Origin of the sequence: Dyella sp. SG562, from assembly GCF_011759495.1 — a bacterium.
In the GTDB taxonomy this organism is placed as follows: domain Bacteria; phylum Pseudomonadota; class Gammaproteobacteria; order Xanthomonadales; family Rhodanobacteraceae; genus Dyella_D; species Dyella_D marensis.
The window spans coordinates 83,166-99,436 of the sequence record NZ_JAAOYS010000011.1; the positions used below are offsets into that span (position 1 = coordinate 83,166).

14 protein-coding genes are annotated in these 16,271 nt (G+C 67.8%); 2 read left to right on the forward strand and 12 right to left on the reverse strand.

The window, feature by feature from the left end:
- Positions 1–7: 7 nt before the first annotated feature.
- From FHW84_RS18290 to FHW84_RS18320, 7 genes are all read right to left on the reverse strand, one after another.
- On the reverse strand, positions 8–2,590 hold the full coding sequence (locus FHW84_RS18290) for a contractile injection system protein, VgrG/Pvc8 family (protein ID WP_167257424.1): 2,583 nt from the start codon (positions 2,588–2,590) through the stop codon (positions 8–10).
- Positions 2,587–3,711, reverse strand: a complete 1,125-nt coding sequence (tssG, locus tag FHW84_RS18295; protein WP_167257425.1) for a type VI secretion system baseplate subunit TssG — start codon at positions 3,709–3,711, stop codon at positions 2,587–2,589. Before tssG ends, FHW84_RS18290 begins: the two co-directional genes overlap by 4 nt.
- The gene (gene tssF, locus FHW84_RS18300; RefSeq protein ID WP_167257426.1) at positions 3,675–5,486 is read right to left on the reverse strand and encodes a type VI secretion system baseplate subunit TssF; all 1,812 of its coding nucleotides are present in this window, start codon (positions 5,484–5,486) and stop codon (positions 3,675–3,677) included. Before tssF ends, tssG begins: the two co-directional genes overlap by 37 nt.
- 8 nt (positions 5,487–5,494) lie before the next feature.
- The gene (locus FHW84_RS18305; protein ID WP_167257427.1) at positions 5,495–5,887 is read right to left on the reverse strand and encodes a hypothetical protein; all 393 of its coding nucleotides are present in this window, start codon (positions 5,885–5,887) and stop codon (positions 5,495–5,497) included.
- 190 nt (positions 5,888–6,077) lie between these two features.
- Entirely contained in the window at positions 6,078–6,644 is a 567-nt protein-coding gene (locus tag FHW84_RS18310) for a type VI secretion system tube protein Hcp (protein ID WP_167257428.1), read from the reverse strand.
- A gap of 49 nt (positions 6,645–6,693) precedes the next feature.
- Positions 6,694–9,054, reverse strand: coding sequence for a type VI secretion system contractile sheath large subunit (tssC, locus tag FHW84_RS18315; protein WP_167257429.1), 2,361 nt, complete (start codon positions 9,052–9,054; stop codon positions 6,694–6,696).
- A 1,060-nt stretch (positions 9,055–10,114) separates the two neighbouring features.
- A complete protein-coding gene (locus FHW84_RS18320) occupies positions 10,115–11,128 on the reverse strand; it encodes a sigma-54 dependent transcriptional regulator (protein WP_343203624.1) in 1,014 nt (337 codons plus the stop codon).
- A 172-nt stretch (positions 11,129–11,300) separates the two neighbouring features.
- Between FHW84_RS18320 and FHW84_RS18325 the strand changes: the two genes are divergently transcribed.
- Positions 11,301–11,822, forward strand: a complete 522-nt coding sequence (locus FHW84_RS18325; RefSeq protein WP_167257431.1) for an SPOR domain-containing protein — start codon at positions 11,301–11,303, stop codon at positions 11,820–11,822.
- Here FHW84_RS18325 and FHW84_RS18330 read toward each other — a convergent pair.
- Both FHW84_RS18330 and FHW84_RS18335 read right to left on the reverse strand, forming a co-directional pair.
- Positions 11,814–12,098 (reverse strand): DUF6150 family protein, encoded by a 285-nt coding sequence (locus FHW84_RS18330; protein ID WP_167257432.1) that lies wholly within the window; start codon positions 12,096–12,098, stop codon positions 11,814–11,816. The genes FHW84_RS18325 and FHW84_RS18330 overlap by 9 nt on opposite strands.
- A 255-nt stretch (positions 12,099–12,353) precedes the next feature.
- Positions 12,354–13,193, reverse strand: a complete 840-nt coding sequence (locus FHW84_RS18335) for an NAD(P)H-binding protein (protein WP_167257433.1) — start codon at positions 13,191–13,193, stop codon at positions 12,354–12,356.
- A 102-nt stretch (positions 13,194–13,295) separates the two neighbouring features.
- Between FHW84_RS18335 and FHW84_RS18340 the strand changes: the two genes are divergently transcribed.
- Positions 13,296–14,183 carry a LysR family transcriptional regulator gene (locus FHW84_RS18340; RefSeq protein ID WP_167257434.1) on the forward strand — a complete coding sequence of 296 codons (888 nt, stop codon included), beginning with the start codon at positions 13,296–13,298 and terminating at the stop codon, positions 14,181–14,183.
- Positions 14,184–14,192: 9 nt separating this feature from the next.
- Here FHW84_RS18340 and FHW84_RS18345 read toward each other — a convergent pair whose 3' ends face one another.
- From FHW84_RS18345 to FHW84_RS18355, 3 genes are read right to left on the reverse strand one after another with little or no spacing between them, the layout of a single operon-like run.
- A complete protein-coding gene (locus FHW84_RS18345) occupies positions 14,193–15,080 on the reverse strand; it encodes a type II secretion system protein GspK (RefSeq protein WP_167257435.1) in 888 nt (295 codons plus the stop codon).
- Positions 15,077–15,769 (reverse strand): prepilin-type N-terminal cleavage/methylation domain-containing protein, encoded by a 693-nt coding sequence (locus tag FHW84_RS18350; protein WP_167257436.1) that lies wholly within the window; start codon positions 15,767–15,769, stop codon positions 15,077–15,079. The genes FHW84_RS18345 and FHW84_RS18350 overlap by 4 nt, the downstream gene beginning before the upstream one ends.
- Positions 15,769–16,248: a prepilin-type N-terminal cleavage/methylation domain-containing protein gene (locus FHW84_RS18355; protein ID WP_167257437.1), complete on the reverse strand. Its 480-nt coding sequence runs from the start codon at positions 16,246–16,248 to the stop codon at positions 15,769–15,771. The genes FHW84_RS18350 and FHW84_RS18355 overlap by 1 nt, the downstream gene beginning before the upstream one ends.
- Positions 16,249–16,271: the final 23 nt, after the last annotated feature.

Consider the following 16,271-nt stretch of genomic DNA (forward strand, 5'->3'; position numbering starts at 1 on the left):
GCGCGCCTCATACGTAGATATAGACCACCGGGATCGACACGCTCAGGCCGACGATTTCCATCGAGATGCGTGCGCCGGCGATGGTCACCGAGGTGCCCACGCCGGTGATGTCCACCGAACTGGACGAACCGTGGATGCTCATGCGCGTCTCGCTGCCGGTGACGCCGACTTCGGTGCTGTCGCCGGTGACGTTGATGCCGGTACTGCTGCCGGTGACGTTCATGCGGGTGGTGCTGCCGGTCACGCCGATCTCGGTGCTGCTGCCGGTGACATTGATGCCGGTGCTGCTGCCGGTGACGTTGATATTGGTGTTCGAACCGGTGACGCTGGTCTGGCTGGACGTGCCGGTCACCGAGATCACGCTGCTGCTGCCGGTCGCCGAGACCTGCTCGGAGATGCCGGTGACATTGGTGCTGTCGCTGCTGGCGGTGATCGCGGTCTCGGTGCGCACGCCGGTGAGCGACACCTGGTCGGCCAGGCCGGTAAGCGACACCGCCGCGCTGCGCCCGGTGCTGGACATCGTCGTGGTCATGCCCATCGTCTCCACCCCGTTGTTGATGCCGGTGGTGGTGAGGTTGCTCTGCATCGCGGTGGTGGTGACGCCGTTGACGATGTTCTGCGTGGTGATGCGCGTGGAGGTGCCCTCCACCGTGTCTTCCGCATAGGTATCGCCGGTGACGGTGCTGTAGCTGGTGCTGTCGCCGATGGTGCTCTTGCTCCAGGTCACCGCCGCTTCCATGGTGCTGTAGGTGCTGCCATAGGATTCGCTGCGGCTGAGCAGGCCGCTGGCGCCGTTCTCCGAGGTGGAATAGCTGTAGCTGGCGCCCTGCGCATAGCTGGTGTCGCGGTACTGGCCGCTCTCGTAGGCGCCGTTGACGATGCTTACCGCGTGGTCGAGGTTGTAGGCCGAGTGCAGGCCGTAGCGGATGCTCTGCCCGTCGCCGTAGGTGGTGGAGTAGTTGCTGCCCACATGGGTGTTGGCGGTCCAGCCCGACGGGGTGACCACCAGGCTGCCGTTGGGCGCGATCAGCTGCTGCACTTCCGGCAGCTCCGACTCGTCGCTGGCGCGCGTGACCAGCACGGTGGCGCCGATCTCCGGCACGGTGTTCATGCTGGCCGACAGCTTCACCCACACCGGCCCGGCCGCCGCGCCGGGGCTGGAGAACTGCACGTACACGCCCTTGGCCATCAGGTTGGGCGGCGCGGCCTGGCTGTCGCGCAGGCGGCTGGTGGCCGGATCGAAATTGGCAGGCTCGTAATAGCGCCAATCGGTGGGGCCGCGCCCGGCCATGTCCACCACCTTGGCCAGGATGCCGCCCTGCTGGGTGTCCTGCACCGAGAACGCGGTGAGCATGGCCGCCGCGTCGGTGGACTCGAACTGGTTGGTATAGCCGCCGTCGGCGGTGGCCTGATGGGTGACCTTGCTCAGCACGAAGGCCTTGTTCTCCAGCGACGGGCGCACCGGCGCGGGCGAGGTGCCTTCGGCCATGTCGCCGCGCATGGTGAACTGGGTGCCGACGCGGAAGCCTGCGCAGGTGCTGCTGCCGGTGAGCTGCCGGCCGGAGGCGGCCAGCGTCGACGCGGTGGTGCGCACGTATTCGCGCACGGTGCCGCTGCTCATCCCATATTGGTAAGTGCGGTACTGGTTGAACGGCAGCTCGCCAGGGTCCGCCGGCGTGAACGCGCCGAAGGTCTGGAAGGTGGGAATCGGATCCTCGTCCGGCGCGTTCTCCTGGTGCGCGAAGCGGCCGCTGACGCCGGTGCTGGTCAACGACTGCTGGTAGCTGTACTGGAACACCACGTCGTCCTGCTGCATGCCCAGCTCGTCCAGCGCCGTATAGGTGTAGCGCAGCGGACGGTCGAACGCCTGCAGGTAGGCCGGACGGTTGGCGAACACCACGGTATGCCCGTTGCCGGTGTGCTTGAAGTAGTAATAGATGTGCGCCTTGGACATGATCCGGCGCAGGAATTCGTAGTCGCTTTCGCCGGCCTGCAGCCAGTCCTGCACGCGGGCGATGGCGATATTGTCCTCGCCGGAAACGGCATCGAGCGAACAGTCGATGTAGTGCTTGCGCATCAGGTCCGCGATCACGTCGCGCACGCTCATCTGCGCATGCACTTCGTAGCGGTTGGTCAGGTTCAGCCGCCACAGCGCGGGCTTCATGCCGACGCGGTACACGCCCGGCTCGTCCATGGCGAAGGAGCCGACGATGCCGTTGTAGAAGCTCATCGACGGCGCCGAACCGCTGCGCAGCGCCTGCGCGAAACGCGCGGCGGCGTCCGGCGCCTGGCCTTCCACCGGGCGGTTAAGCCCTACGGTGACGGGGCGGCCGATCAGCGCATCGAAGGTGAGCGGCGGATTGAGCTTCGGATCGGTATTGCCGCGCAGCTGCAGCTGGAAATCGAAGGGCTCGGACACCGATTCCTGGCCCTCGAACGAGAGCAGGCGGAAGGTCTCGTCGGCCAGCCAGCGGTTGCCCGGCAGCCCGATGCCGCAATGCAGGTACAGCAGCGGCGAGCTGGCCTGGCCCTGCTGGCCGATCGGCTGGATCGCGGTGCGGCCGGCGGTGTCGGTGGGCAGCGCGCTCATGCGGCCTCCTGCACGTCGTCGGCGCGGATGGTGAAGGTCACTTCGCGCTTCGCTTCCGGACGGCCGCTGACCCACGCGGTCTGGCCCAGGCGCAGGCCGTGGCCGCTGCCGAAACCGGCGAGGCGGCGCGGCTTGCCCATCCAGGAGGCGGGGATATCGGCTTCGTCCACCTCGATGGTGACCACCGCATCGACGTGGCGGTCGAACAGGTAATGCACCATCGCCGCCAGCCCGCGATAGCCGTTGCCGAACTGCGCGTCGTGCGCGCCGCCCGGCAGGTGCGCGCGATCCGGCAGCAGCAGGCACAGGCGCGCATACGGCACCGGGCCGATGCGCAGGCCTATAGCCGCATGGTTTACCCATACGCGCCGGCCCAGCGGCGCGCCGTCGCCCAGCACGCGCCGGCCGAGCAAGGTGCGGTCGCGCGCTTCGATGTCGCGCCAGGCGCCGACCAGCGCCTGCACCTGCACCGGCGCCTGCAGATACACGCCCAGCACGATCTGCGCCTGCGCCGCGCTCTTGCGTCCGTTCGCCACCAGGCCGGCCAGGGCCAGCAGTGCGCGGCGCGGCACCGGTACGCGGCGCGCGAGGATCGCCGCGCCCTCGCCTTCGAAGGCCGACAGGCCCATCAGCGCGCCGGCCGCGTCGGCCTGGCGCGTGTCTTCCGGCCGCACCGCGTCGAAGGCCGGCACGCTGGCGGCCTTCAGTTCGTAGCGCAGCGTGCTGAGCCGGTGATTGAAGATGTCCAGGAACTGCGCCATCGCCGGATCGCGCTCGGCCAGGCGCTGGCGCGCCCAGTCGGCGAAGCTGTCCGGCATCGGCCCCAGCACGCCGGACAAGGCGAAATTGGCCACGAACAGTTCCAGCCGCGGATCGTCCAGCGCCATGCTGCGCTCTTCGCGCAGGCGGCCCTTGGAGATCTCGCTGCCGGGAAACACCGGCGACATCTCGCCGCGGAAGCGCAGGCGCGGCGACACGTAGCGCGCGCCGTCGCGGCGCGCAGACGTACCGCGGCGCGGCCACGACTGCAGCCGCACCCACTGGAAGAAATCGAAGCTGGCCGGCCGCCGCAGCAGCCGGTCGGCTAGAGGCTCACCTGTGCGCCAGTCAGGGGTGGCCATGACTTGAGCTCTCCTCGGCGGTCGGAAGATTCGAGAATCAGTTCGATGACGGTATTGACCTCCGCATAGAGCGCCAGGAAACGGTGCAGCACGCTGCCGAACAGCACCGCGCTGCCGCCTTCGAAATGGCCCAGGTCCACCTGCAGGCGCACCTGCAGGCAGTCGACGAAGCCGCGCCAGGCATCGCGGCGCGGCATGCGTTTCTGCACGCGGCGGGTGGACATGGCGCGCAGGCCGTCGATCTGCCGGTAGCCGGTCAAACTCGCCGGCCCGACATGCAGGCGCAGCATGTTCTTCAGCACCGGCGGGCCGCGCTGGCCGTCCACCAGGGACAGATGATTGAGCGACAACTGCGATACCAGCGCCCACGGCCGCTCGCCCACCATCTGCGGCGGCTGGTTCGGCGTGGGCTTGCAGGCCACCCGCAGCGAAGTGACGGGGCCGGCGCCTTCCAGGAACAAGGTGGTGCCCACCACCAGCTGCGACGGCAGGCGGCGGTTGGTGCACAGCGCGGTGCCGCCGATCATTTCCTCCGCCGGCAGCACGGTGTCGAATTCCGGATCCAGGAAGGACACGAAGGTTTCCGTGCCGTGCACCGCGCCGGTCTGGTTGACCTCGCGGCGGGTGGCATAGAAGTAGTCGATCTTGTCCAGCCGCTGCATCTCGTCCAGCGCGAAGTACGGCGCGATCGGGCGCGGGCTGCGGTCCGGGCGGATCGAGACCAGCTCGTCCAGGCTGTAGATCTCGCAGTAGCGGTGGTTCTGCTCGTCGGCGACCAGGCGGTATTCGTACTGGCGCTGGTCCAGCACGAAGGGCTCGATGCGCTGCGGGAACAGATTGATCAGCGGCAGGCAGTTCAGCCGCAGCAGGTGCTTGTCGTAGTGGTGGTCCTTGGACGGTGGCACGTCGAGCAGGAACAGCAGCTCGAAGTCCTTGTCCACGCCGGTCAGGTCCATGCCGGCCACGTCGAAGAACAGGAATTTCTGCGGAAAGGCGAAGTATTCCTGCACCAGCCGGTAGCCCGGATGGGTCAGCGGGTTGGCGCCGAGCACCGCTTCCTTGTCGTCGAAGCCGCGCCACTGCAGCTGCGCGGCGTCCAGATAGCGCAGCTCGCCGGTGGCGCGCACGCGCACCGCCATGCGCACCAGGTGCATGGCCAGGCCGTCGTACAAGGAATAAGCCAGCTTGTGGTCGGCATGGATGCAGAAGCGCAGCGACTTCATCTGCATTGCATGCACCGGCTCCTTGCCGGTGCGCGTGATGGTGGCGCTGAGGATGGACGCGGTGCGCGTGTCGTTCGGGTCCAGCGGATAGGCGTTGGCCGCCATCGACTCCACGTGGGTAATCTTCAGCGGCCACAGCGGCGTGTCGTAGCAGGTGCGGAAGCGGCAGCGCACCTGCTGGCCGAATTCGTTGGTGGCCAGCGCGTAGACGTAGCGGCCGCGCTCCAGGGTGGCGCCGTGCGCGAAGTTGGCGCCGTCCGGGCGCACTTCGATCTCGCCCACCAGCATCGACGGCAGCGGCGCCTCCAGATGCGGATACAGCAGGCCCATCAGCGCATTGGGCAGCACCGCCTGGTCGGTCTCCAGCTGGTAGCGCAGGCGCCCCGCCATCCAGGCGAAGGACTGCACCAGCATCTCCACGTGCGGGTCGCTGCTGCGCCCGCCGCTCAGCTCCAGCGCCTTGGCGATGGCCGGGAAGGACGCGCCGAAATCCGCCGCCTCGTCGCGCAGCGACGCCAGCTCCTGCTCGAACCACATTTTGAGGCGGGGCACATCGGCATTCATGCCAGGTCGTCCGGGCAAGGCAGTTCGAAACGGAACGTGCTGGGCTGGTCCTCCACCTGCACGGTGCCGTGCACGACCAGCGCATACGGCTTGAGCGCCCTGCCCGTCGCCAGCCATTCCAGCCGCGGCGCGCGCAGGCGCGGTTCGAAGCGCGCGATCGCTTCCAGCAAGCGCGCGCCAAAACGTTCGTGGTCAGGCAGGCCGATGCCGGTGTCGACGATCGGCGGCATGCCGAACTCGCACACCCGCGCACCGCCCAGGCCTACGTAGGGCCGGCATTCGACGATGCGCTGGATCTGCGCGGCCACCGCGCCGATCGGATCGAACGGCGGCGCCTGTCCCATGTCCGGCTCGCTGCGATTGACCAGCCGCTCCATCAGGAATTGCACGACGATCTCCCGCCCTATGACTCGACACATCTAGTGAACCCTTCTCCCCCCGGGAGAAGGTGGCGGCAGCCGGATGAGGGTAGGGCCGGAGCGGTGCACATCACTCTCGCGCTCCGCCCGCACCCTCACCCCAACCCCTCTCCCCGTGCACAAATTGGTAAATGGGGAGAGGGGCTCAAGCACATCATGCTCAGGTAGTGAACTGCCCGATCGGACGGTTGCGCGCGATACTCCAGCCCGCCGCCAGGTTGCCCGAGGTATTCATGTCCGCCTCCTGCACCGTGTACGTCCACAGCACTTCGGTGAAGTTGAGCTTGAACTGCTCGGTGGGCATGTCGTCCGGGTTGGACTGGAACTGGATCTCGCTGATGATCGCGTCGCGCAGCTCGATGGTGAGGATGTTGGCGGTCTTCTCGCCGGAGTTGCGCGCGATGTAGATCTTGGTCGGGTTCTTCTCGCCCTTGCCCAGCGGCTGCGCGCGCAGGCAGTACTCGTAGAACTTCACCGACGTCTTGTCCACGTACTTCACGCAGGTGAACTCGGTGATGATCGGGCGGCCCGAGGTACGCGCCGAATTGCTCACGTCGGTGGTGATCTGCTGTTTCATGCCCTGGTGCACCGAGACCAGCTCCAGGCACTGCCCGAGCTTGAGCACCTCGTCGCGCCATTGGTCGTCGATCAGGCTGCCGCCGCCTTTCCAGCCGTTGGGGCCGCCGAAGATCGACGAGTCGCCGGGTTGCAGAAGTATGAGGTCCATGGTCGCTCCAGGTTCTTGATCGGGTGGCGTGGCGGGTCGCGGCTATGCGTCAGCCCGCCGGCAGATCCGCCACCAGGCGAATCGACGTGGTGAGTTCTTCCAGCTGGAAATGCGGCTTGATGAACACGGTGGCCTTGTACGAGCCGGGCGAGCCGGGCACGTCGGTCACGGTGATCTGCGCCGCGCGCAGCGGATAGCTGGCCTTGACCTCCTGCGAGGCGTTGTCGTCCAGCAGCACGTACTGGGCGATCCAGCTGTTGAGGTAGGCCTCGATATTGCCGCGGGTGAGGAAGGCGCCGATCTTCTTGCGCATGATCACCTTGATGTAGTGCGCGAAGCGCGACGCGGCCAGGATGTACGGCAGCATGGCCGAGAGCTTGGCGTTGGCGTTCGCCTCGTCGCTGATGTACTGGCGCGGCAGGTTGGCGGTCTGGCCGCCGAAGAACGCGGCCTGGCCGGTGCCCTTGCAGTTGCACAGCGCGATGAAGCCCAGGTCGTTGAGTTCCTTCTCGCGGCGGTCGGTGATCGATACCTCGGTCGGGCAGATCATGTTCACCAGGTCCGCATCGTCGCGATAGGTGAATACCGGCAGCCCGTCGACCAGGCCGCCGCCTTCCACGCCGCGGATCGCCGCCGTCCAGTGATACAGCGCGAACGAGTTGGTGATGCGCTCGGCCAGCGCATAGGCGGCATTGCCCCACAGGAAGGCGTTGTGGTCCGGGCCGTCGGGACCGGTCACCGTCTCCTCGTAGCGCAGGCCTTCGGCCGGGCGTGCGTCCTTGCCGTACGGCAGGCGCAGCAGGACGTGCGGCAGGGCCAGCGCCACGTAGCGCGAGTCCTCGCTGCCGCGGAATTCCATCCACTGCGCCAGCTCGGGCGACTCGAACAGCTGGCTGAGATCGCGCGGCTTGGCCAGCTTGTCGAAGCCGTCCAGGCCGAACAGGCCGGGCGCCGCCGCGGCCAGGAACGGCGCGTGCGCGGACGCGGCGATCCTGGTCATATTGGTCAGCAGCGACATGCTGGCCGGCGAGTGGTCGAATTCGTAGCCGCCCAGCAGCAGGCTGTAGGGCGAGCCGCCGTAGGTGCCGAATTCGGCCTCGTAGATCATCTTGAAGATGCAGCTCTGGTCGAACTCGGCCGCCTTCTCCAGCTCCTTGCGCAGCTCGTCGGCGCTGGCGTTGAGCACGCGCAGCTTCAGCAGGCGGCCGCTCTCGGTGCGCGACACCACGTAGAACAGGCCGCGCCAGGTGGCTTCGAGATCCTTGAACGACTTGGTGTGCAGGATCACGTCGAGCTGCCCGCCGATCTGCACGTCGATGCCGCCGGCGCGCTCGTCCATCAGGCCGTTGGAACCCAGCGCCACCTGGTGCAGGTCGTTGTTGCCCAGCGGCACCAGGATCTCGTTGGTGAAGCGGCCGGCGAGGCGGCGCGCCTTGCTCAGCGGATCGATCGCAAGAAAGGCCTGCTGCCGCTCGGCCGCGACCGCCGCCTGGCGCTTGGCCAGCTCGGCGGCGGCATCGGCCTGCGCCTGCGCGGCAAGCGCGGCGGCGTCGGCATCGTTCTTGGCCTTGGTCGCATCGACCACCGCCTTGTTGGCGTCGGGCACGGCGTCGCCCTTGGCCTTGCTGGCAGCGTCCTGCGCCTTGGACAGCGCGGCGGCGGCATCGCTGGCGGCCTTCTGCGCGGCGGTGAGCGCGTCCGTGGTGGTCTTGATGTTCGCCGTGGCCGTGACCGATGCGGCGGCCGCCGCATCCGAAGCCTGCTTGGCCGCAGCCGCGGCCTGCGCATTGCCGGCCATCTGCGCGGCCAGCAAGCCGACCAGCGCGCCGGGAATATCGGCGCCCGCCGCGTTCGGCGGCGGGTTGTCCTTGGCGTCGACGGCCGCGCCGGCCCAGTTGTCGGTGGCGTCGGCCGCGAAGCCCGCCTTCAAGGCGGTGATCGCCGCGCCGTCGGTGGTCGACCGGTCGAGCAAGGCGCCCAGCGCATCGTTGCATTCGGCCATCGACTGCAGCGAGCGCAGGTCGGCGCGCGCGTCGTAGCGCTGGCGCAGGCTGGGCACCGCATTGACCACCGCCAGCGGCTCGAAGTCCGACAGCGCGCTGAAATGCAGCTCGCCGGCAAGCACCTTGCCCCCGCCCGCGATGGTGTCCGCGATGCCGTTGAGTTTGATCATGGGCGAGCTGTCGGCCAGGATCTTGTCGAACGACTCGGCGTCGATATCGCGCATGCGCCGATCCTTGAGCGCCGGCAGCTCACTGGCCGCCAGCTCGCCCGACAGATTGGCAAACATGCCCACGATAAAGGCCAGCTCCACTTTCTCGCTCGAGCCGCCCGTTTCGACGTCGTAGGTGATGCGCACGCGCGGCGGCCGCACGCGCAGCAGCTTCTGTTGAATGCTCTCGACAGTCATGTACAGGCCTCGGTTCGGTGGGCGGCTGCAAAGTCCCTTCTCGCTAACGAACGCTGCCGCACGCGTTGCGGGAGGGATTATTCAAGAGGCGTGCCAACGGAAAGGAATGGCGATGCAGCGCGATTCTCCGGTGATCGCGAGCAAAATCGCGCACATCGAGCGTGTGCTTTTTCGCACGGCGACAGAGGATGCAAAACGCGTTAATTCAAGTGCAATGCCTTGAATTGAAGGCGCGTGCAATGCGTTGCGTGCGGGCGAGATAAAAAGATCACGCTGTGATCGGAATTGCACGGCGGCACCATCGCGCACACGACGCCGTGCGCTTTTTCAGCGCATCGCGTGCAAATGAATGCTTCGATGAAGGGTTATCGCGAGCACCCGCCCCTCACCCTGCCCTCTCCCCGGAGGGGAGAGGGGTGTAGTGGTGAGGTAGGCAGGAACGAAGAGCCAGAGCTGGCCCCAGCACCTGAAAATCCTCTCGGCCACGGCACGTTGAAGCACCCGCTACGTAAACGCACTGTGGTTTCGTGTAGACCCAGGTTAATCAGGCTACCGCAGCCGCCCACTGCTCCTTCTAGTCGCGTCGCGAGCCTTTGATTTGAGGCCATTTCTCTTTGGTTACTTTCTCTTTGGGCCAGCAAAGAGAAAGTGACTCGGGCGCCGGCAGGCGTCCGAAATGCCCGCTGCATAAGCGGCCAAGTCGCGACAACCACACCTAGTCGCTACTGGATCCCGGCCTACGCCGGGATGACGAGCAGAGAAGCCGACGACATCATTGCGATGCCGCCACCCAAAGAAGCGTCACTCAGCCACGCGGCGCAGCCGCCAAATTTCGCGAGCCCCAAGCCGTCGACACTCGACAACCCCCTCCCCCTCCAACACCCTCAACCCCTCAACCACCACATCAAGCGAAACCTCCACCCCGCCAGGCCTCAACCACCACTGCTGAATCCCTTCCGCAGAATCCGCACACCCCGGACTCGCCTCCAGATAGCGAGCAATCGCATCAGCCACGACACGTACGGAATGACCAGTCACTCGCCCCGCCCGATGGATGGCATCACTCGCCGGAATCTTGCTCCTGTCCGACCACGGAAGCGAGCCTGTACTTGCTCACCAGCTTGCTGAACGCACTGCGGTCCTGCCCCGCCATCCGCGCCGCCTGCGTGATATTGCCCCGCGCCCGCGCCATGGCCGAAGCCACATAGCTGCGCTCGAAATCGGCGATCGCCCGCGCCTTGGCCTGCTTGAAGGCGGCATCGTCGGCGGCCTTGGCCGGCGCCTCGGCCAGATCCTGCGGCGGGCCGCCCTGGATCAGCTGCCCCTCGCACATCAGGTATTCGCGCTGCACGAAGTGTTCCAGCTCGCGCACGTTGCCGGGCCAGCTGTAGCGCTGCAGCGAGGCAAGAAAGCCCGGATCGAAACTCTTGCGCGAAGTCTGCGCGCCATACTGGCGATTGAGCCGCGTAAGGAACGCCTCCGCCAGCTCCATCACGTCGCCGCCGCGTTCGCGCAGCGGCGGCATCACCAGCGGCATCACCTTCAAGCGATACAGCAGGTCGCGGCGGAATTGCCGCGTCTTGACCATTTCATCGAGATTGGCATTGCTGGCCGCGATCAGGCGCACGTCGGTCGATCGAGTCTGCGTGCCGCCGACGCGCCGGTAGGTGCCGTCCTGCAGGAAACGCAGCAGCGAGGCCTGCGCTTTCGGCGAGAGCGTGTCGATCTCGTCGAGAAACAGCGTGCCGCCCTCGGCTTCGCTGACCAGGCCGGGCGAGGCCTGGCGTGCATCGGTGAAAGCGCCGCGCTCGTGTCCGAACAGTTCGCTTTCCACCAGCGAATCGGCCAGCGCGCCGCAGTTGACGGCGATGAAAGGGCGGGACGCGCGCGCACTCAGGTAGTGCACCGCTCTTGCCCCCAGTTCCTTGCCCGTGCCGGTCTCTCCCCCGATCAGAACGGTCACGTCGAATTTCGCGATACGGCGTATCTGCGCAATGACGTGAGCGAACTGCGGCGAAGATCCAAGCAAGTTGGACTCCGCGATATCGACCATGACGCCCCCTGTACGGGGCATCGCGTCCTTTGCTCCATGCGACTCCCCGGACCGCGGATGTTGCCCCTCGCGGTGCGCGACCGCAATATGCATCGGCCAGGAAAAATTCGCGGATGCCGCGCGTCACGCTGGCGAAATGTCTTTTTCACGTGAAGACGCACAGGCAGATCGATGCGGCAGGGGGCCGTCCATCATGTTCGCCAAGCTCGGCTTGATCTTGCTGATCCTGTTGTTCGGCGCGCTCGCCTTTGCCGGCGGCATGATGGCGCCCGACGACTGGCGCGCACCGATGCAGGCGTTCGCCGCGCGCTGGCGCGATCGTCCGGTTCTTGCCGCGCCGCATCTTCCTGCGGCAGCCGCTTCCGCCGCGGCACCGGCAGCGGCCGCCAGCGTGGTGTCGACCAACGCCTTGCTGGTCACCAGCGACGTGACCGCAGCAGCTCCCGCGCCCGGTCAACCCGCCTACGCCTTGCAGCTGGGCCAGTTCGTCGATGCGGGCGATGCGGATGCGCTGGAGCGCTCGGCGCAGGGGCTTGGCCTGCCGCTGCTGCGCATCGCCGCCGTCGATCCCGACCATGCCGCATGGACGGTGCTTGCCGCCGGCCGCTTCCCCTCGCCCGCCGCCGCGCAGGACGCGGCGCCGCGTGTACAGGCGGTGCTCAAGCTCGCCAGCACGCCGGTGATCCGGCTGCCGGAGAGCAAACCCTCATCGTGAAAAGATGCCAGGCCGCGCGCGCGCCGGGTCGCGCCAGCCGGCTTCGCCCAGGGTCGGCACGAAGCACACGGTGATCTGCGCCATGCCTTGCGAGGTGAAGAACACGCGCTTGGTGGCGGACTGGCGGTCCGGCGTGACGAACCAGCGCTCGTCGCCTATCGCCAGGCCCCAGGACGAGACGCGGCACACCCACAGGTCGGCGATGCCGCGCGCGCTGACCAGCGCCACGCGCACCTCGGCCTCGCCCATCGTGTCGGTTACGTAGATGCGGGCCATGGCTTCCCCTGTGCGAGGGCGAGACATTGAGGTGCAATGGAGTGGACGTCAACTGCCAGCACCGAAGCACGAGGTGGAATCCTTGTCCTTCTGGCGACCCGAAGGTAGTCCCCATGGGAGAGAAGGTGGCGGCAGCCGGATGAGGGTACGGGCGGAGCGGTGCACATCACTCTTGCGCTCCGCCCGTACCCTCACCCCAACCCCTCCCTACCACGGGACTACCTTCGGGTCGCCGATGGGAGATGGGCTTAAGCACTAAGCAAAGCGAGCAGTGTTTGCGCGAGCCCACGCATCGAACGAACGCGGCGCCACGCCAGTGACACGCTGCACCGTCGGCGTCATCGCCCGCCCGCGTCCGTCGCGCACCGCCTCCAGCGACTGCGCCACGCCACGTGCAACCGGCTCGGGAATTCCGCTGGCAACCAATCCCTGCACCGTGTCCTCGATGCTTACGTCCACGCTGCGCAGCGTGCGGCCAAGCAACCCGGAAAGAATGTCCACCTGCTCCGGCACGTTCAGCAGCTCGCCGCCGGTGAGTTCCAGCGCCTGGCCCGCCAGTGAAGCATCCAGCAGCGCGCGCACCGCCACCGCGGCAATGTCTTCCGGCGCGATCATCGGCGCCCTGCCGGTGCCCATGGCGTTGTAGACCACGTCCTCGGCGCGGATCGAATCGGCCCAGCGCAAGGTGTTGGTCATGAAGCCCGAGGGCCGCAGCACGGTGCTGCGCAGGCCGGATGCGGCCAGCGTTTCCTCGTTGGCGCGATGCATTCTTCCCAGGAAGAACTCGGGATCGCCGGCAAGAATGCTGGAGAGAAACACCACGCGCGGCGCGCCGTTCGCTTTCAGCGCCGCGAGCAATGCCGGCAGCGCCGGCGGGTTCGGCCCGGTGTTGAGGAATACCGCCTTCGTGCCCAGTGCCGCGGCGCCCAGGCTGCCGGCATCGCTGAAATCGCCGCGGGCGATTTCGACGCGGTCAGCCAGTTCGCCGAGCTTGTCCGGGTCGCGTGCGAACACGCGCACCGCGTGTCCGGCTGCAAGCAATTGCCGCGCGATATGGCCGCCGATATTGCCGCTCGCGCCAGTGACCAGAAACATGTCCGTCGCCTCGTTGTGGGTGGGGTGCGCGGACGATAGGCTCCGCCCTACAATGGAACAATCCGTCGTTTTGCAACGTTCTGTTGCACAGGTGCAACAATCATGATCGACCTCAACGAGCTGCAGTACTTCGTGCAGGTAGCGCAGGCGCGCAGCTTCACCGCGGCGGGCGCGCACTTCGGCGTGCCCAAGTCCAGCGTCAGCCGCGCCATCGCGGCGCTGGAGCAGCGCCTGGGCGTGCGCCTGATCGAACGCACCACGCGCAGCATGGCGCTGACCGAGGCCGGCGAGATCTACCTGGAGCGCTGCCGCCGCGTGATCGAGGAAGCGGAACTGGCCGACCTGTCGATCGGCACCATGCAGGCCGCGCCGCGCGGGCGCCTGCGCATCGGCGCACCGATAGCCTTCGCGCGCTTCATGCTCGGCCCGCGCCTGGCGGAATTCGCGCGGCGCTATCCGGAACTGCGCGTGCAGCTGCAGATCACCGCGGGCGAGTCCACGCCGCAGCAGGCCAACCTCGACGTGCTGATCCGCCCCGGCCCGCTGGAGGATTCGTCCTTGCTCGCGCGCCCGCTCGCCACCATCGAGCTCGGCCTCTACGCCAGCCCGTCGTATCTCAAGGGCCGGAAACTGCCCAAGACGCCGGCGGACCTGAGCCAGCTCGACGCGCTGATCACCGCCTGCGGCCCGCTCGGCCAGCCGGCCGAACAGACCATCTGGCGCCTGCACCGCGGCAAGGACGTGCAGGAAGTGCGCGTCGAAGCGCGCCTGTCCGTACCCGACCCCACCATCAATCACCAGCTCGCGCTGGACGGCGCCGGCGTGGCGATCCTGGCGCAGCATGGCGCGGCGCAGGCGGTGGCGAAGAAACAGCTGGTGCGCGTGCTGCCGGCATGGGAACCGGAACCGGTGGAACTGTTCGCGCTGTATCCGGCGCGGCTCAATGCCTCGCCGAAGGTGCGCGCGCTGCTGGAGTTCCTGCGCGGCTGAGTTTCGCGCTCAACCCGCGCCGTCTTCCTGCCAGCGCAGCACGCTGTAGCCCAGGCCGCCCTTCAAGGCCGTCAAGCGGAACGTGACGATCACGCTTGCCGCCGTGCCCTGCCCGTCCGTCGCCGAAGCCACGATGGTGCGCACCAGCCCGCCGCGCCATGCGCCGGCGGACTGGCCGTTCGGCAGCGGCGGCGGCGGTGTGCTGGTGGAAGTCATCGCGCGCAGCGCGGCGTAGCGTTCGGCCTTGGGCATGTCCATGTCCGGCTGGCTGGCCAGCACCAGCGGCGGCGCCAGCGCCAGGGTCGGCTCGGGGCGGCGCGACCACACCGTGATCGCGGGCGCCAGCTTGCGGTACAGCGCGGGCGCCATGCCCAGCACGGTCTGCAGCTGCTCGGGCATGTCGAATTCGCGATAGCGCGGTCCGCCGGCCAGCCCCGCTTCGGCGTAGCGTTTGGTGCCTTCTTCGCGGAACAGCTTGGCGTTCGTGTCGCGCGTTTCCTGGATATTCGCGGCGAGCTGCGTCGCGGTGGCGTCGTCGGCGCCCGCGGCGACGAACAGCCGCTGCAGCACGCGCGGATCGGCCGCGTTGATGTCGACCTTGCCCAGCTCGTCCTGGATGCGGATGTCGATATCGTGGTCCTGCAGCCGCAGACGGTAGCGGCGCCCGTCGCCGACCCAGCGCCCGCCGCTGCGGCTGACGCATTCGGCCAGCGCGCGCATGGCGCCGGCTTCGGCGAGATAGCGCAGCTGCACGCGGTTGGAGAGATAGCGGGTCTGGATGGATTCGGTGCGCGCCAGCCTGGCGAAGCCGCCGAGCAGGATGGCCAGCAAGGTGCAGGCCCACAGCACGACGAGCAAGGCGATGCCACGATTGCGACGGCGGTTTGTCGCGCTCATGGCTTCGCTCCGTCCAGCGCCTTGGCCAGGGCGCCGACGTTCAGCGCATACGGGTTCTGGCGGATCGGCGCCTGCAGCCACAGCCAGGCGGTGGCGTCCTCGCGCCCGGCCTTGTTGCCCTCGTCGGCCTTGCCGCGTTCCAGCTCGATGGTCACCAGTTCCGGCGTGCGCCCGGCCACGTTCCAGCGATCGCGCCAGCTCGCTTCGGCGCCTTCGCGATCGCGGCCGTAGTAGCGGAACCGCCCGCCGCGCACGCCTTCCGCCAGCGACTCCGGCTCGAACGCGGCACCGGCGCCGCCGGAAGTCAGCGGAGCGCTGCCCAGCTCCAGCTTCAAGGCGCCCTTGCCGTCGTCCACCAGCGCGAGCGCCTGCAGCTGCGGACCGGCACGATCGAGATAACCCGGCAGCGGCGCGACGAAACGCATGCTGCGCGGCTCGCCTTCGAACACCACGCCGTCGCCTTTCGCATCCAGCTTCCACGGCAGCGCGCGCGCCTGCATCAGGTCGCGGCGCAGGAACTGCTGCAGCGAACGCGCCTCATCGTTGCGCTCCAGCGCGGCGGAGCCGGTGTTGACCAAACGCGTGGCGGTCCGGATGCCGTAGAAAACGCCAAGCAGCAGCAGGCTGAGCAGGGCCAGCGCGCTGAGCACTTCCAGCAGGCTGAAACCGCGCGGCGCGATGCGCTGCATTACTGCGTGCCCCGGCGCGCGGTGCGCAACGTGACGTAGGTGAGCTCGCGCGGCCGCCGCGCGTCGCCCCACAGCACATGCAACTCCACGCGGTACAGCATCAGTGCCGCATCCGGCGGCAGCTCGCCGTCCTGCCAGGGCAGCACGCGCAGCCGCCAGCGGTAGTCCTTGTCGAACCTGCCTTCGTGTTCGCCGGGCGCCAGCGGTTCGGCGATGCCCAGCGCGTCGAGCTTGCCCTGCGCGAGCATGTCCGCGCGCGTGGCCTGACCGAGCTTGTCGGTGAGGTTCAGCGAGGCGCTCGCCACGCGCATCAGCGCGGCGACGGCGATCGCCAGCAGCAGGATGGCGGCGATGGTTTCGAGCAGGCTGAAGCCGTGGGACAGGGAACGGGGAACGGGGAATGGAGAACGGAGGAGCGCGGCACGGCGACGGCGCGCCCTGCCCCGATCCCCATTCCCCGTTCCCCGTTCCCGACTCATAGACGCACTCTATCCCGCCCGCA

Coding starts and splice junctions, on each gene's coding strand:
- FHW84_RS18290 (WP_167257424.1), bottom strand. CDS start 2,590: ATGAGCGCGCTGCCCACCGACACCGCCGGCCGCACCGCGATCCAGCCG.
- tssG (WP_167257425.1), bottom strand. CDS start 3,711: ATGGCCACCCCTGACTGGCGCACAGGTGAGCCTCTAGCCGACCGGCTG.
- FHW84_RS18310 (WP_167257428.1), bottom strand. CDS start 6,644: ATGGACCTCATACTTCTGCAACCCGGCGACTCGTCGATCTTCGGCGGC.
- tssC (WP_167257429.1), bottom strand. CDS start 9,054: ATGACTGTCGAGAGCATTCAACAGAAGCTGCTGCGCGTGCGGCCGCCG.
- FHW84_RS18320 (WP_343203624.1), bottom strand. CDS start 11,128: ATGCCCCGTACAGGGGGCGTCATGGTCGATATCGCGGAGTCCAACTTG.
- FHW84_RS18325 (WP_167257431.1), top strand. CDS start 11,301: ATGTTCGCCAAGCTCGGCTTGATCTTGCTGATCCTGTTGTTCGGCGCG.
- FHW84_RS18330 (WP_167257432.1), bottom strand. CDS start 12,098: ATGGCCCGCATCTACGTAACCGACACGATGGGCGAGGCCGAGGTGCGC.
- FHW84_RS18335 (WP_167257433.1), bottom strand. CDS start 13,193: ATGTTTCTGGTCACTGGCGCGAGCGGCAATATCGGCGGCCATATCGCG.
- FHW84_RS18340 (WP_167257434.1), top strand. CDS start 13,296: ATGATCGACCTCAACGAGCTGCAGTACTTCGTGCAGGTAGCGCAGGCG.
- FHW84_RS18345 (WP_167257435.1), bottom strand. CDS start 15,080: ATGAGCGCGACAAACCGCCGTCGCAATCGTGGCATCGCCTTGCTCGTC.
- FHW84_RS18350 (WP_167257436.1), bottom strand. CDS start 15,769: ATGCAGCGCATCGCGCCGCGCGGTTTCAGCCTGCTGGAAGTGCTCAGC.
- FHW84_RS18355 (WP_167257437.1), bottom strand. CDS start 16,248: ATGAGTCGGGAACGGGGAACGGGGAATGGGGATCGGGGCAGGGCGCGC.